The organism is Vibrio astriarenae (assembly GCF_010587385.1).
In the GTDB taxonomy this organism is placed as follows: Bacteria; Pseudomonadota; Gammaproteobacteria; order Enterobacterales; family Vibrionaceae; genus Vibrio; species Vibrio astriarenae.
The window spans coordinates 1,217,751-1,234,053 of record NZ_CP047476.1 but is presented as its reverse complement, the minus strand read 5'-3'; the positions used below and the strand labels follow the sequence as shown (position 1 = coordinate 1,234,053).

General features: G+C 44.4%; 15 protein-coding genes. 9 read left to right on the top strand and 6 right to left on the bottom strand.

Annotated features, from left to right (window positions below):
• Positions 1-56: 56 nt before the first annotated feature.
• The 5 genes from GT360_RS19865 to GT360_RS19845 all read right to left on the bottom strand — a co-directional run bounded on the left by GT360_RS19865 (position 57) and on the right by GT360_RS19845 (position 4,390).
• Positions 57-1,088, bottom strand: coding sequence for an HlyD family secretion protein (locus GT360_RS19865; protein WP_164650678.1), 1,032 nt, complete (start codon positions 1,086-1,088; stop codon positions 57-59).
• The gene (locus tag GT360_RS19860; RefSeq protein ID WP_164650677.1) at positions 1,085-1,396 is read right to left on the bottom strand and encodes an Mg2+ and Co2+ transporter; all 312 of its coding nucleotides are present in this window, start codon (positions 1,394-1,396) and stop codon (positions 1,085-1,087) included. The genes GT360_RS19865 and GT360_RS19860 overlap by 4 nt, the downstream gene beginning before the upstream one ends.
• 123 nt (positions 1,397-1,519) lie before the next feature.
• A complete protein-coding gene (locus tag GT360_RS19855) occupies positions 1,520-2,161 on the bottom strand; it encodes a Crp/Fnr family transcriptional regulator (protein WP_164650676.1) in 642 nt (213 codons plus the stop codon).
• Between the two features lie 141 nt (positions 2,162-2,302).
• Positions 2,303-3,478: an OmpP1/FadL family transporter gene (locus GT360_RS19850; RefSeq protein WP_164650675.1), complete on the bottom strand. Its 1,176-nt coding sequence runs from the start codon at positions 3,476-3,478 to the stop codon at positions 2,303-2,305.
• Between the two features lie 138 nt (positions 3,479-3,616).
• Positions 3,617-4,390, bottom strand: a complete 774-nt coding sequence (locus tag GT360_RS19845) for a hypothetical protein (protein WP_164650674.1) — start codon at positions 4,388-4,390, stop codon at positions 3,617-3,619.
• Positions 4,391-4,610: 220 nt separating this feature from the next.
• On the opposite strand from GT360_RS19845, the gene GT360_RS19840 reads away from it, so the two are divergent.
• From GT360_RS19840 to GT360_RS19825, 4 genes are all read left to right on the top strand, one after another.
• Positions 4,611-5,285: a hypothetical protein gene (locus GT360_RS19840; protein ID WP_164650673.1), complete on the top strand. Its 675-nt coding sequence runs from the start codon at positions 4,611-4,613 to the stop codon at positions 5,283-5,285.
• Positions 5,286-5,505: 220 nt separating this feature from the next.
• On the top strand, positions 5,506-6,348 hold the full coding sequence (locus GT360_RS19835) for a LysR family transcriptional regulator (RefSeq protein WP_164650672.1): 843 nt from the start codon (positions 5,506-5,508) through the stop codon (positions 6,346-6,348).
• Between the two features lie 101 nt (positions 6,349-6,449).
• A complete protein-coding gene (locus tag GT360_RS19830) occupies positions 6,450-7,877 on the top strand; it encodes a DUF1254 domain-containing protein (protein ID WP_164650671.1) in 1,428 nt (475 codons plus the stop codon).
• A gap of 133 nt (positions 7,878-8,010) precedes the next feature.
• Entirely contained in the window at positions 8,011-8,418 is a 408-nt protein-coding gene (locus GT360_RS19825) for a hypothetical protein (RefSeq protein WP_164650670.1), read from the top strand.
• A 108-nt stretch (positions 8,419-8,526) separates the two neighbouring features.
• Here the strand turns inward: GT360_RS19825 and GT360_RS19820 are convergent, their stop codons facing one another.
• Positions 8,527-9,435 carry a LysR substrate-binding domain-containing protein gene (locus GT360_RS19820; protein WP_164650669.1) on the bottom strand — a complete coding sequence of 303 codons (909 nt, stop codon included), beginning with the start codon at positions 9,433-9,435 and terminating at the stop codon, positions 8,527-8,529.
• 606 nt (positions 9,436-10,041) lie between these two features.
• Between GT360_RS19820 and GT360_RS19815 the strand changes: the two genes are divergently transcribed.
• The 5 genes from GT360_RS19815 (at position 10,042) to clpX (ending at position 16,263) form a co-directional block, all read left to right on the top strand.
• A complete protein-coding gene (locus GT360_RS19815; protein WP_164650668.1) occupies positions 10,042-10,581 on the top strand; it encodes a CBS domain-containing protein in 540 nt (179 codons plus the stop codon).
• Between the two features lie 103 nt (positions 10,582-10,684).
• Positions 10,685-12,220, top strand: a complete 1,536-nt coding sequence (locus tag GT360_RS19810; protein WP_164650667.1) for a hypothetical protein — start codon at positions 10,685-10,687, stop codon at positions 12,218-12,220.
• 617 nt (positions 12,221-12,837) lie between these two features.
• On the top strand, positions 12,838-14,142 hold the full coding sequence (gene tig / locus GT360_RS19805; RefSeq protein ID WP_164650666.1) for a trigger factor: 1,305 nt from the start codon (positions 12,838-12,840) through the stop codon (positions 14,140-14,142).
• A 105-nt stretch (positions 14,143-14,247) separates the two neighbouring features.
• Entirely contained in the window at positions 14,248-14,874 is a 627-nt protein-coding gene (gene clpP, locus GT360_RS19800) for an ATP-dependent Clp endopeptidase proteolytic subunit ClpP (protein WP_164650665.1), read from the top strand.
• Positions 14,875-14,982: 108 nt separating this feature from the next.
• Positions 14,983-16,263, top strand: coding sequence for an ATP-dependent protease ATP-binding subunit ClpX (gene clpX / locus GT360_RS19795; RefSeq protein WP_164650664.1), 1,281 nt, complete (start codon positions 14,983-14,985; stop codon positions 16,261-16,263).
• Positions 16,264-16,303: the final 40 nt, after the last annotated feature.

Sequence of the window (16,303 nt, the reverse complement as noted above, 5' to 3'; positions counted from 1 at the left end):
TACGAATACTAAAAACCCCTCATTCAGTAATCTGAATGAGGGGTTTTTGTTTGGTCTTATAGTGCTTTCAAATAAGACTTCGCCGCTGTTAAGCGCAAAGTCGCACCGCCAATGATATCGATAAAGCCCAGTAGTGAGTGCGGTTTCTCGGCACTGATCCAGGCAGAGCCTGTTGCGCCAATAGGCATCATTTCCATGGTCTTTTTATCCATTTCTAAAATAACCGTTCTTCCTATTGGTGCTGCGCCTCGTTGAATGTGGCTAGAGACAGCTTGTTCACGAGGAAGTAAACCACCTTGCGCTTCGCCAGTCGCTTTTACGATGCTGTGAACGCGAGAGCGGAAGATTTGCCCCGGGTATGCATCGACATAAAACTCGCTAAACTGACCAGGCTGGATGTTATCAAAGGTTTGATCCGGTATGCGCATTTCTACAAACTTCTTAGAGGTATCCCAAAGGTGCAAGGAACCAACACGAGAGCCATCAGCAATGTAAACGTGCGTGATCATACCGTCAAACGGAGCGGTGACGGTTAAGCGAGATAGATCGAATTCTAAACTCGCATTTCGAGCTATCAAACCATCGCGTTTAGCAATGAGCACTCGCATCTCGGCTTCTAACAACTCTACCGTGTCCTGTGCTTCTTCCAGCTCCTTTACGCTGACATGCTGATCCATGCTTTCGTTACGTTTTAAGTGACGGAATGCTTGGGCAAGTTTGACTTTCTGAGCTTCGATTGTCGTGTCGATTTCGTTGAGTGCTGATTCGACTTCTGACATTGCAGCAGCAACTTTATCGTCACGCAGTGTATAGAGTACTTCTCCTTTCTCAACCTCTGCATTATGTTCCACAAACACGGTATCAATGTGTTGACCAAGAGCAGGAGAGAGTACCGCATGAGGCGCCTTGATCGTTGTCGAATTAGTCATATCAACAGGCGAAAAGAAGCGATGGCCAAAGAATAGAGCCAGCAAAAGTAATAGGCCTATAACGGTTGTAATGAAGTAGTTTTTTGCGGTTTTCTTCAATACGTTGAATTTAAAGAGTAACCAAACAATTAAGATATACGGCAGCATGACTTCTTTCATGATACTGCTCCTTTAAACCATTGTTGAACTTTGTCCCAATCGGTGACAATCGCTAATACAGCGAGTACCCAAAGGGGTTTGTAAAATAAACCTAAAATACATAGCCAAAAAATCAGTTTGGCTTGTGCTAGTCCTTTCTCTTTGGCCAAGTGTTTAGGAATAGAGTGGATATACCAAAGTTTGTTGAGAACCCAGACTGCGATTGCAATAGTGATTACCACTACAAACCACATGAAACCAGTCGATTCTAGTAGCTTATAAATGGAGGGGAGTTGGTCATAGACCAAATCAGTAGGATGAATTTTCATGTGTGTACCTCAATTAGTAAATTTCATCTGATATTTGCCACGTTGTCGTAGCTTGTTATTCACGTTAGTGGCACACCTCGCACATTAGTATTCGTATAATTAGACGAGGCGTGGTGTATAAAATTAGGCGACTCTTTGTATAGTGTCGGGGAGAAAATACCCCTCTGAGCTTTTGGCGATGACACCTTGTTGGATAAAGCTTTTTAGCTCTTTGCCAACGGTGTTGCGCGATATGCCAAGTAGCGATGCCAGGGATTGAATATTCAAAGGAACATAGCCGTTGTCGACAATGCCACTAATCAGTTTGATCACACGAAGGATCTTCATTGGGGCCGATCTCTCCATGCGAAGTAAGAACAACTCATTAAATAAACGTTGTTTCTTTGCGAGAGAATGGCTAATCACCTGAGAGAAGCTAACACTCTGTTGCAGCAATGCGCGCGCAGACTTGAAAGACATCAAAAGAACTCGGCAGTCACTTGCTGCTCTGATCTCTGTGGCCATTTCGCCACCAAGCATGAGCTGAGTGTCATTGATAATGGTGCCTGGAGTGATGAGGTTATAATAGACTCCCGCTCCGTCTTCACTGGTTGAGTGAAAACCGAGTACACCGTCGATGGGTAGAGCAATGTAATCAGCCGTATCATCCTGATAGTAAAGAAAACTTCCCTTTTTAATTACGCTGACTCTGCCATGTTGCAGAATCAATTGGGCCAGTTCATTGTCTATCCCAAGCTTCATAGATAAAGTTTGCTGGATAGTCATTACGCACTGTTCATGTAGTTGTCCGAGGAGTTGGATACTATCCACAGCGATAGGTTTGAGATAGAGGTTTGGTTTATTTGTGGTATAAGCCTTGTTTATAAAAGCCCAGAAACATAGAGCTGCCGGGCTTTTGTAGCATTGTTAGTAAGCGTAGCTTAAGCTAAGAATGTGAAGTCGGTTTTCTTTAATCGAGCCGGAGAAATTTGGTAGAACAGGAACGCCATTATCATAAGCAACGTCAGCTGTGCCCATATCACGGTACTGATATGCAAGGCCGATACGGTGGCCGTTTGAGCGCGTCATTTCTGCCCCAAGACCTAGAGACCAGTTTTGGCCAACAGCAAGTTCAGGTTGCATGTTCTCAGCTTTCATCATCTTCGAGTCAAAGCGTACGCCAGCTTGGTATGTCCAGGCATTAGCTTGATAGGCGAGTGCTGTACCAATAGTGTAGACATCTTCCATCTTGTAGCCTTCACTAAAGTCTGACCAAAACTCTGCACCCAACATTCCTTTTAATGTCATTGCATCATCAATTTTGTGTTGAATACCAAAGCTAAACTGACTTGGCCAGTAGACACTAATGTCCTCGCGTAGGCGTGCACTCGAATTACCAATAGACGCATCTAAATCTAGGAAAGTATTTGAGTGATCGACACGATGCTTGTAGTTGGCAGAGATAAACGTGCGTTCGTTGATGTCGTACATAGTTGATAGCATAAAGCTAACTTCAGTATTTCCATCTTCACCTTCAGCTTTAAGCTTTGCACCGCCAATCAGTGAACGGTCAATATCTATGGTTGTCATCATATGCTGGATAACAAAGGCACCGCCAATAGACCATTGGTCATTCAATGCATATCCAGCAGCGAGATTGATGTTGACGAATTCTTGAGATTGGCTGTCGATGAAGCCGTAGCCAGATGGACCGTTGTCATATTCCATGCCTAGGCCACCGTCTGCGTGGAGCGAGATGCCGATGACAAGGTCGTCGTGTACACGTTTGGCATATGCGAGGCTTGGAGCAAGGGCTGTCGTCGTACCTTTAGAATTTAGCTCGCCAACTAAGTTAGCGTGACCTTGATGGATGGTTTTTGCATCAACGACTTGCAAACCAAATGACCAACTAGAATCTTCTATACTGGTTAAGCCAGCCGGGTTTGTTATTACAGCGCTTGCATCTTTTCGATTTGTTGTATTACCGACCCCAGCAGATGATACGCTATCAAAGGTTGCGACTTCGTGAAGTATGATGCCACCGGCAAAAGTGTTTGTAGAGAGGAGAGCAGAGATTGCAAGAAATAAGGTGTTCTTTTTCATGATTTGTATATTGTTAGGTTAAAATCAAGCAACTTTATAGAAGTGGGAGAAAAGTGTTGCACACTGGGTGCAGAATTTTAACTAAATTAAAATTAATTAAGAGAAGCATAGAGTTAGCTTCTCTTAATTATGGTTTGACTACAGTTGGTAATTAAATTCAATACGGTGTTCACCATCATTGAATTCAGTGTTTTCTGTCCAGTTTGCGAAGTAGCGTACGTTAAAGCGAGGGGTAAATTGGTAAGAGGCTGCGAATTCGTGAGCTAAGATTGAAGACGAACCTTGGCCGAACGCGTTATTCTTGTATGTCTCTGAACCAGATAGGCTCGTCATCCACATTGGGTTGTAGTTTAGCCAAATTCTATCTGTAATATCTAGCTTACCGTAAGTACCCACAAGGGCAAAAGTGCCTGGAACAGAGTAACCACTAACGTAATCATCGGTGTTTGGGTAAACGTCATTGCCGAACGCCACGCCAGCACCAGCGAGAGGGTATAACTGAAGTGGGCCGAGTGCCGGCAGAGCTTGAATCAAACTGTAAGAAGCGCTACCAGACTCTGAGTTGAAGTCATAACTTAGGTCAAGTTGATTACCACGACCATTAGTGAGGTCAACGCCAAAACGACGGAAACGAATGCTATCCACACTGTCGTTCGCGTGGTCACGCCAACCGATGCTTTCGCCAAATACGCCCTTCAGTTCAAGGACATTCATACCCATGGTTGTTTCTTTACCGGTATCAAATGTTTGGCCAACTTTGATGTTCATACCACGGTCAGTGTAACCAGCCCCCAATTGAGTATAAACAGCCAATGGGTCCGACATGTCTTGTACTTCTTCTGATTGCTCTAAAGCAGAGGCATTAAACGCAACTAGGGATAATAGGGTTGTAGAAGCGATTAGCTTTTTCATATTTCGCCTTATTAATATCGTAAATATAGGATGGGGCGAAAGTTAGCATAAGGAAAAAGCTAAAATTGCACGACGAGTGCGAAAATTAAATCTTCAATATGCATTCCAGTAATTAAAATTTAGTTTTGAGTTGTTTTCCTTTCCTTTGCACTGTCTGTGCAAAACAAAATGAACCGTGATGTATTTTTTGCGCTCTAGATTATTTCAGTGGTTTTGATATATGAATCGGTTGATATTAGCGACGTTGCTTATACTTTCTCCTTGGGTACATTCCGAAGAAAAGCACCATGAGGACCCGACCAGAATTGTTACTAAAGTGGGCTTTGGCGTTAGCGATACGCTCACGCTGTTTGGCTCATTGGGTCTTGATGACGCGCGTATGCTTTCAGCAAGGATCAATGATGATTCCGAATGGCGTGTCGGTGGTTCATGGTTGTTCGACATCGGTATTGTCAACTTCAACTTTAGTAAGACAGATTATGACCATGGTAGTTATAAAAATAACTACAGTATTGGAACCTATGTTCCGCTTACCTATTTCAATATCGAACCCGCGGGTTGGTTACTGTTTCCGATGGCCGGCTATACATACAATGATGGTAAGCAAGCCACTGAATCCGATGATATCGACGAAGACTACGTACTGATGCGTACATCTAGTCATGGTGCTTACCTAGGTATGTTTGGTGTCCGACCAATTGAGAATAGCAGTTGGAGCATTATGTCTTTTGCGGGAGCGAGTACGGGTTCAAATAGTTACTCAAGTCACTGGTTTGGTGCCGGGGTGAGTTATAAATTTAATGATAATGCGTCGATTAATAGTTTTGCTTATCACTCGAATGATGATTTTGGAAGCGTCAACAAGGTTGGTGGTTCCTTTACCTATCAGTTTTAATCTCCGAAAGTTTTAACTGAGTCCGATAGTCCTGTTTCTCAACCTATGCGTATTGTCTCTCCACAGCATACAAGTTATTGAGTTTTTTTGGACGAAGCGCATGCCATGATGGTGTGCGCTTTTTTTTGCTTTTGTCGGCACTTATGAAACGAATAGCAATAAATTGATGACACAGGTGTTATGTTTAAATGATAACGAATAAGAAGCATGAGGGGGCAAAATGGATATGAATTTGGTTCGTACTTTTGTGACTGTATATCAGCAAAACTCTTTTACTCGAGCAGCAGATTTACTCAATATTTCACAGCCAGCGGTTAGTATGTCGATACGTCGATTAGAGTCTGAGTTAGGGGTAACTCTGTTTGTGAAAGAGGGGAGGGGCATTGCGCCAACGGCTAAAGCTGTTGAGCTTGCTGAAAAGATGCAGCAAGGCATTCAAATCATCGATAGTGCACTCAACGGAAATAGAAAGCACACTGTTTGTTGTGTCGAGGGTGTGAGTCATCTTGCCCCCCAAAGAGATGACATCATCTATAAAACGCCCCCTTTTGAGCAGCATGTTATTTTTGAACAATTGCGTTCCCAGCAAATTGATTTAGCGCTCGATACAACTACAAGGAAAGATAGTGCGTTTGCGATCGTACCCCTCAGGAAAGAGGAAATTGTTGTTATTGCGCGTGAGGGGCACCCTAGAATATCTGCTGATTTTCTAACCAGTGATGCATTTTTTGCAGAGAACCACATCGTCTACAGGGCAACGAGAGAGGGTCGACGATTTCTTGATCTATTCGCTTTAGAACCGCTAAAACCGAGGCAAGAAAGGGTTGAGGTCTACAATCAGGCATCGATGGTGTTGAATGTCTGTGATTCAGACTCGATTGGCGTTGTCTTTAAATCAATTGCACAAAAGTGGGCAAAGAGACTTGGACTAAATGTTTATGAGACGCCTTTTGCATGCAGCCCTGTACCTATACAGATGATTTATCATAAGCGGATGGAAAATGATGAGGCCCACAAGAGACTTCGAGAGCTGATAAGAGCAGAGATGTCTGATAAGGCATAACTCTGATTTATGTTTCCAATAAGGTGGTGAGATTGTTCCCACTGACATTCTGGTTTCAAATAGCGCCATCCTGTTTCAAGTCTGAATGAGAATTGGAAAATATGAAAAACTTAATCAAAAAAGCAACGGTAACGGCAATGATTGCGGGAAGCGCTCTTACAGCTCTCCCTACACTCGCTGCTGCCAAAACACCAGCTCCAGAGTACACTGCTCGTGAACAGATCGAATACAACTACGCCTATGCATTAGGTGTGCAAGCGACGGTTTATGGCTGGGCTCCAGTAATGATGGATGTAGCTCTTGATCTACAAACCAACGTCGCTGCTCCAACAGATAACGGTCAAGCACCTCTGAACCAACTAGGCCCAATTACACGCCTTTGGGACTACCGTGACCGCTCTTACACAACACCAAATAACGACACACTGTACCTACAAATGTGGGGTGACCTTGAAGATCAGCCGATCGTTCTAACAGTCCCTGAAGTCGCTGACAACCGCTACTGGATGGCACAAATTGTCGACATGTATACTGAATCAGTTGTGGACCTAAGTAACGCGACAGTTGGTAATGATGGTGGCGACTTTATCCTAGCGAAAAAAGGTTATGAGGGTGAACTGCCTGAAGGTTTACCAGTGTTCTACTCAAACACTCGTTATATTTGGATGGCTGGTCGCCTAGGGGTTAAGAACTCTGATGATGAAGTCATTGCGCGTGAACTACAGAGCCAGTTCCGCCTGACAATGCTTGAGGATTACCCAAATACTCAGCCGCAACCACAACCTCTAACAGCGGAAGGTGCTCCAACCGTTAACTTCCCACAAGGTCTAGCGTGGTTTGATAAGCTAGATAAAGTGTTAGCTGAAAACCCACTAGCATCAGACAAAGAGTTGGTTGATTCATTCGCGTTTATCGGTATCAATAATGGTGGTACTGAGGGTTTGAGTGACGTGCGTAAAGCTGCACTTAATAAGGCGTTTGGCGACGGCTTTGCTATCGTACGTGATGCGGCAATACACACAGGTGTACCAGTTAATGGCTGGAACTGGGAGTATGATGCTGGCCGCTATGGTACCGATTACCTTCTGCGCGCTGCAGTAAACATGAACTCTATCGGCCTTAACTCTCCAGAACGTGCAATGTACCCGAAACGTTACGTTGATAATCAAGGTGAAATGCTAACGGGTGAACATAGCTACGAAGTGACGTTCCCAGCAGACATGGCGATCAATGAAGATCTTGGTGGTTTCTGGACAGTGACCATGTATGACGCAGAAGATCGCTTCATGGTAGAAAACGAGATTGACCGTTTTAAGGTAGGCTCTTTGAGCGAGCATGCAATCTACAACGAAGATGGTTCACTGACGGTTTATATCTCAAGTGAGAAGCCAGCAGAAGAAAAGCGTTTAGCTAACTGGCTACCTGCACCTAAAGATGGTTTCATGCTGCAGGTACGTATGTACGAACCGAAGCCAGAAGTCTATCAAGGTGACTTCGAGCTGCCAGAGATGTACAAAGTCTCAAAATAAGCATTCGCACTAATTGATTTATGCCCCACAAGGAGTCCGTCCTGTGGGGCTTTTTTATTTGTCCTAAAACGTGCCCCTGCATAGTTGGCTAACTTAGGTATATAATGTCATTTTTGGTCAATCAGATAGTTTTATGTCAGATGAAAAACTTGCACTTGAATGGATGCGACAGCAAGCGCAAAAAATCGATCCTTATGTTGTAGACCCGACCTTTGATGAGTGTGTTGAGTTGCTCACTCCCGCGTTTAAAAAGGGGAAGAGTGTCGCTCAGTTGAGGTCGATGTTGGCGGATGCTGACCGCCGTGCTGGTGCCGCTGAACGCAAACACGCTGCACTGAAATATGCCAAAGAAAAGAGCCCGCAAGCGGGGCAGGTCATGCGCTTGCAAGGAACACTTAAGCGAGTGGAGCTGGCGTTAAAATTAGCGACAGGCGATACCAACATGTCGATTTCGCAGTTCTGCGCTGAATATGATGTGAGTAAGCGAGATGGGAATACGGCATGGCACGACATTCTTGTTCAACAAGGGAAGAAAAAATAGAGTTGTCGAATTTGACACTTCTACCTCCAAGCACGGAAGTCAATCGGAGACACATACAATAAAGCCGCAGTGGGAAAACTGCGGCTTTATGACATCGGTTAGATAAAATTAGCTTTTGAGTATACGACGATTCTTGAGCATTCGATGTGCTTCTCGCTTGATACACTCAAGCAGAGGGTGGTCACCCATTTCCGCTCGCCATATAAACGAGATAGCGCGATCCATCTTTAACTCAGGCACGTTCAGTGCGACCAATTCACCTCGTTCGATGCTTGGTGCTACATCAAGATATGGCAAGCACGTTAAGTACTTTCCGTTTGCCACCAAAGAGCGAATGGCAGGAACGTGGGAGTATTCGCGCCACACATCCAGGTCAGGAATGAGAGGCACCATCGCACTTTCAAAAATTTCTCGAGTACCAGCACCACCTTCACGGAGTACCCATTGAGCATGCTCTAACTGAGCTAGACTCACACGATCATTCTTTGCGTAGGGGTGATGTGAGGCACTCACCACGACGAGATGGTCTCTGCACCACTCTTCTTGATGGGTGCGGTTGTCATCACAACGGCCTTCAATAATACCCAAATCGTATTTGTAGTTAAGAACACCTTCAATCACGCCTTTACTGCTGCGCACGTCTAAACCCATGCGGATCTCTGGAAAGTCATTATCAATAATACTGATAAGCTCTGGAACCAGGTGTTCTGCTGGTGTTTGACTCGCACCTATCTTGATATTGCCACTAAACAGATGCTGGTCGTAAAATCCGATCTCAATCTGCTCGGCATCTTGTAAGAGACGCTTAGCCCTTGGGCGCAACCAGTTTCCCCAGTGGCTCAGGCGCATGTCTTTACCTTGACGAATGAACAGATCTCTTCCTAGAAGCTTTTCTAATTGACTCAGCGACATGCTTGCTGCCGATTGAGTCACTGCTAAACGCTCAGCAGCCTGGCTGACACTACCCAGCTCAGCAACTGCATCAAATACCGCTAATTGTTTTAACGAGTAACGCACTTGTGCTCCTTCTAATACTCAATGGCGAAATGCCAATGAGTCGCCGAATTTCAGCGAGTTGGTCTGACTATGTATTGCGCGGCATTATATCAATTCTTTTGTGCCGGGTAACGTAATGATTCGCCCTGAATCCAGTGAAAATTGAAACTCTTCTAAAGCCTTAATACTTTGGTATTAGTGAATCATGTAACAACTGGTTACACTTTTTTGCATGAGTATGCGAAACCTAGCTTGAGTAAACACAATACACCTTGCCCATCAGCTGCATTAAAGAGTGTGACATAAGTCAAATTATCCGCTCCATTGCTGAAACCCTTGTATTACAAGGGTTATCAAAGTTTTTGATTGCAACCTCTCACCTGAAAAGCGCGGCGAGCCACCCGATAGGATCCAAGATATTTCATCACATGTTTAATGTGCCACTAGCGGCGTCTATTTAGCCCGGGATTTTCTGTATCAGAAAAATTGAATAATCATTTAAATAAAATCAATTTTACTAATATAATGCCGCTGGGTAACATTCTCATCGGCAGCACAAGTTAGCTGCTTTCATTTAGTTCGAAACGAATTACTACAACGGCGTTGGTTAAACTTTAGGAGATTGCTATGAGTGCTGTGCTTACCGTAAGAGATATCGTGAATCTACAAGCCCCTACATTTAGTGTGGATACTTCATTGTCATCGGCGATTGATACGCTGATTCAAAACCAAGCAAATGGTGCGCCTGTGCTAAATACACAAGGTGAACTAGTGGGCTTTTTATCTGCTCACGATGTGATGATTGAACTTTGGTGCCAAGACTACATTCCGGACAACACCGTCACGGTAGGTAGCTTGATGAAAACTGACGTCATTACTATGGATATCGAAGATCGTTTGACTGATGCGTTGGAATACCTTGCGATTGATAAAGAGCAGCTATTCCCAACGAGTGGTATGGGTTATGCGACTCAGATGACAACGCTATCTCTAGAAGAACGCGCAAAATCAATGAAGGTGAATAAGCCACAAATTCTGCCAGTACTCAATAAAGGGCAATATGTTGGTGTTGTTTCTCGCCAAGAAGTATTGAAAGCACTTCGTACGCTGTTCACTGATTCAGTGAGTCCAGTTGTAGAGACTATCGTGCCTGCAAATGTTGCGTAGTTACCCATCGAATAAGTAAACCCCTCGCAGTTGGCCCGTGATGCTTTTGTTATTAGCAAGAGGGGCTTCTGTGAGCTTAAAAACATAACTTTTTGGAGTTGTAATGGAACAAGTTTCCCATTTATTTGCATTCAATCACTTTGTGATTGCGTTAGTTGCATTGACTATTATGGTGCTGTTAGCACGTGTTATTGTTGCGGGTACTAAGTACTCATCACTGCTAGTGATCGTAGTTGCGGGTCTAGGTCTAGGTGCGCTACTAGTGAAAACGGGTATGGCTCAGCCAGGTTTAGGTGAGTTTCCAGTTATCGTCATTGTTGGCCAAACAACGGTTATCGCTCTGATCGCTTCTTTCTTTGTTGGCGGTCAAGAGATCAAGCGTCTACTTTCTAAGCAGAACCCAGATGACACAGATGCTAACTATTTTGTTCCTTCAACTAAAGAAGCGTTGATGGGTACCACAAGTACGCAAATGACTTACATCATCCGTGGTTTCTTCCTTTTGGTTGGTATTCAAGCGGCAGACGTTCTGATTTCTGGTCGTGCAGATAGCGCGCTACTGGGTGAATCTTACCTACTGTTTGCATACGTTTGTTTGGCAATCGGCTTCATGCTCATTGATAGCAAAGCGAAACTATCAAACAAAGCACAATACATTCGTAAGGGTGTAGCAGAAGTACTCGCTATCATTGTGGTACTAAACCTATCACTAATGATTTCAAAGGCGGTTGCACCATTTATTGGTCTGCCACAAATCTTCTTTGCGATGATTCTATCTTCTGGTCTAGGTATGCTACTTCCTAAGTGGAAACTGGGTCCAACAATGAACGCGCTCCTATTTGCTGGTATTCCATTAGTTCTTGCTGGTGGCTTCCTGGTGGGTGGTTCACACATGATCGAAGCGTTTGGTATTCCAGGTCTTCAGAGCGTTATCGTGTACGGCTTCTCTGGTCAGATCTTCTGGATGTTCGGTGGTCTAGCACTATTGATCTTTGCTGGTAAAGCAAACCACGTACGTAACCTAGCACCAGGTCTTGCTGGTGGTCTGTCTCACTCGGGTCTAACAGGTGCATGTACAGCGGGTGATTTTGGTAAGACAGCAGCATCTCGCGCTCCAATCATGATCAACGTACCATTTGCAGGTCACATCTTTGTCTTCACCATTCTTGCGGCAAGCGCTGAAGCGGGTTACCTAATGGTTCAATACACGCTTCCTCTGATTGCAGCAGGTGCAGCGTGTGTGTTTATTTCACTGAAAAATCTTAGTCGTGCAAACGGCTGTGAAGCAACAGAAGTAAAAGGTCTAATGCAGTTCTCTCTAGGCTGGCAGATCATGGCGGTATTCGGTAGCTTCACAATGCTATCTCTAGCAGGTATGTCGCTAGAGCACGCTTCAATGTCAGCGTCATCTGGTCTATCGCACTTCGGTCTATACGCGGCAGTACAAGAGGGTATGTTCGGTGCTGAAGCTGCAAGCCTAATTACGTTTACATTCGCAATGACGTTCCTAGTACACCCTCTAGTATTTGGTATGTTTGGTAAAGCGGCTGAAAACGGTGGCGTTATGGCTCAAAAAGGCGTAGCACTGCTGGCTTCTCTTGGTGCAATGGGCGTACTTTACTCAATGTTCACTATCTAACACCTAGCGCTAAATCGTTAAGACTTAGATAACTAATAAAAGCAGCTGTGGATTACCCCAGCTGCTTTTGTCTATTTAGGAGCAGGGTATTGACGCAAAGAGTGTTCACGAAGTGTTCGCGAAGTATCCGAAGTATCTGAATCAAAATCGATGTGAGTTTAGTGCGTGTCATAAAGTTTGATCAAAGTCTCTTTTCATGGTTTTTGCTAAAAAAATGCACTTAGAGCCTTGAAAAGCGATTGAAAGTCCCCATTTTTGACGTGTGTTCACTGTTTTTCTCAATCTAAAATGAAAATTGGTTGAAAACGGAGCAGTTGAATTGAAATTGTGAATATTGAGTGTTCGATACAAGGGATCGGCTCGACAGGCTAAGCTCAGGTCGTTAGAATGCTTCGTCTAATTTTATACCCTGAGACTAATCAGAGATACCTTTGGTGTTCATTCACGTGAAGATATCACTCATTAGTCCGGTACGCGGTTGATTCAACCGAGTATCGATACTCAATTTAAAGAAGCGCTCTAAGAGTGCTAAACAAGGATGCAGTCACGCTCGCTTTCAGAGTTGGTGTGGCTCATATGCTCAAACATATTTGAGCCATTTTTGAGGTTTATAAACAATGCAAGTTACTGTTGAAACTCTAGAAGGCCTACAGCGCCGTCTTAACATTACTGTTCCTGCGTCTAACATTGAAGATGCGGTAACAGCTGAACTACGCAACATCGCGAAAAACCGTCGCTTTGATGGTTTCCGTAAAGGTAAAGTACCAATGAAGATGGTTGCTAAGATGTACGGTAAAGCGGTACGTCAAGACGTTCTAGGCGAAGTAATGCAGCGTCACTTCATCGAAGCGATCGTTAAAGAGAAGATCAACCCAGCTGGCGCTCCAACTTTTGAACCAGTTGAAAATGCTGAAGGTCAAGACCTAGTATTCAACGCAACGTTCGAAGTTTACCCAGAAATCGAACTTGCTGGTCTAGATGCAATCGCTGTTGAGAAGCCAGTTGCTGAAGTTAAAGACGCAGATGTTGAAGAGATGATCGAAACTCTACGTAAGCAACAAGCGACTTGGGCTGAAGTTGAAGGCGTTGCTGAAGAAGGCACTCGTGCAACTATCGACTTCGTTGGTTCAATCGACGGTGAAGAGTTCGAAGGCGGAAAAGCTGAGAACTTCCCACTAGAGATGGGTGCTGGTCGCATGATCCCTGGTTTTGAAGACGGCATTACTGGCAAGACTGCTGGTATGGAATTCGAAATCGACGTGACTTTCCCAGAAGATTACCACGCAGAGAACCTAAAAGGTAAAGCAGCTAAGTTCGCGATCAAGCTAAACAAAGTTGAAGCGCGTGAGCTTCCAGAAATCAACGACGAGTTCGTATCTAAGTTCGGTGTTGCTGAAGGCGGTGTTGACGCACTTAAAGCTGAAGTACGCAAGAACATGGAGCGTGAGCTTAAGCAAGCGGTTAAGAACCGTATCAAAGAGCAAGCTATCGATGGTCTAGTTAACGCTAACGACATCGACGTTCCTGCTGCACTTATCGATCAAGAAATCGGTACTCTACGTCAGCAAGCGGCTCAACGTTTCGGCGGTAACCCAGAAGCTGCAGAACAGCTTCCACGTGAACTTTTCGAAGAGCAAGCTAAGCGTCGTGTAGCCGTTGGCCTACTACTTGGTGAAGTGATCAAGTCTGAAGAGCTAAAAGCGGATGACGAGAAAGTGAAAGCGCTAATCGAAGAGATGGCAACTGCTTACGAAGATCCATCAGAAGTGATTGCTTACTACGAGCAAAACGAGCAAATGATGAATAACATGCGTAACGTTGCTCTAGAAGAGCAAGCTATCGACGCGATCATCGCTAAAGCGCAAGTAACTGAGAAAGAAGTTGGCTTCAACGAGCTAATGAACCAGCAACCTGCTGCTTAATAGGCAGAAACGAAGCTAATTGGTTGACTAACCATTAACTCACTGCTAACAATGGTCCGTGTGATAATTTATCATCCGGGCCATTTATTTTAGGGATATAAGACTATGAGCTACCAAGAAAAAAATGCAATGTCGCCAATTCTTGACGCGCTAGTACCAATGGTAGTAGAGCAGACATCTCGCGGCGAACGTTCTTATGACATCTACTCACGTTTGTTGAAAGAGCGTATAATTTTCTTAACGGGTCAAGTGGAAGACCAAATGGCGAACCTCGTCGTGGCTCAACTGCTTTTCCTTGAGTCTGAAAACCCAGATAAGGATATTTTCCTTTACATCAACTCACCCGGTGGCAGCGTAACAGCAGGCATGTCTATTTATGACACGATGCAGTTTATCAAGCCTAATGTGAGTACTGTATGTATGGGGCAAGCGTGCTCAATGGGTGCGTTCCTACTGGCTGGTGGTGCACCGGGTAAACGCCATGTACTGCCAAATTCTCGTGTGATGATTCACCAACCACTGGGTGGTTTCCAAGGTCAGGCATCTGACATCCAGATTCATGCACAAGAAATTTTGACTATCAAGCAAAAGCTCAACAAGCTACTTGCTGAGCATACAGGTCAGCCACTTGAAATTATTGAGCGTGATACTGATCGCGATAACTTCATGTCAGCAGAGCAAGCGGTTGAATACGGACTTGTTGATGCAGTGTTGACACACCGCGGTGAATAATCGTAAATAACGGGTGTATCCATGCATTCACTCGGTGTTGCTGCGAGCAATGTCGGGTGATATGTAGTAAACTCGTTACGAAAGGAATAAAGGCTAAGAGGTTAGCGAATGACAGATAAAAGCAAAGATTCAGGTAACAGCAAGTTACTTTACTGCTCTTTCTGTGGCAAAAGCCAACACGAAGTTCGCAAGCTAATCGCAGGCCCTTCGGTTTATATTTGTGACGAATGTGTCGACCTATGTAACGACATCATTCGCGAAGAAATCAAAGATGTTCTTCCAAAGCAAGAGTCAGAAGCGTTACCGACGCCGAAAGCGATTCGTGATCACTTGGATGATTACGTGATCGGTCAAGACTATGCGAAAAAAGTATTGGCGGTAGCGGTATACAACCACTACAAACGTCTACGTAATGGCGACACAACCAAAGAGGGTGTCGAACTTGGTAAGAGTAATATCTTGCTGATTGGTCCAACAGGTAGTGGTAAAACGCTACTAGCAGAGACGCTAGCGCGCTTCTTGGATGTTCCATTTACTATGGCGGATGCGACAACACTTACCGAAGCGGGCTACGTTGGTGAAGATGTAGAAAATATCATTCAAAAGCTACTGCAAAAATGTGACTATGACGTTGCTAAAGCAGAGCGTGGTATTGTTTACATTGACGAAATTGACAAGATTTCTCGCAAGGCTGAGAACCCATCGATCACTCGTGATGTTTCGGGTGAGGGTGTTCAGCAGGCACTATTGAAACTGATTGAAGGTACTGTTGCTTCAGTTCCACCTCAAGGTGGTCGTAAGCATCCACAACAAGAGTTCTTGCAAGTTGATACTTCTAAGATCTTATTCATTTGTGGTGGTGCATTCGCTGGTCTTGATAAAGTGATTGAGCAGCGTGTAGCGACAGGCACAGGCATCGGTTTTGGTGCAGAGGTTCGTTCTAAGGACGAATCTAAGTCTCTGAGCGACTTGTTTATGCAAGTAGAGCCAGAAGACTTGGTGAAGTATGGTTTGATCCCTGAGTTCATCGGTCGTCTACCAGTGACGACAACGTTGACAGAGCTTGACCAAGACGCATTGATTCAAATTCTTTGTGAACCAAAGAATGCTCTAACTAAGCAGTACGCCGCGTTGTTTGAGCTGGAAGATGCTGAGCTTGAGTTCCGTGAAGATGCATTACGTGCAATTGCGAAAAAAGCAATGGAGCGCAAAACAGGTGCTCGTGGCCTGCGTTCAATCTTGGAAGGTGTCCTTCTAGAGACAATGTACGAGCTACCGTCAGCAACGGACGTCAGCAAAGTTGTTATCGATGAGTCGGTAATTAACGGTGAATCAGAACCATTGTTAATTTACAGCAACAACGATAACCAAGCGGCTGTTGCAGAGTAATTAATGTCCATTTGTGACAAACACGAAAGAGGAAGCAATT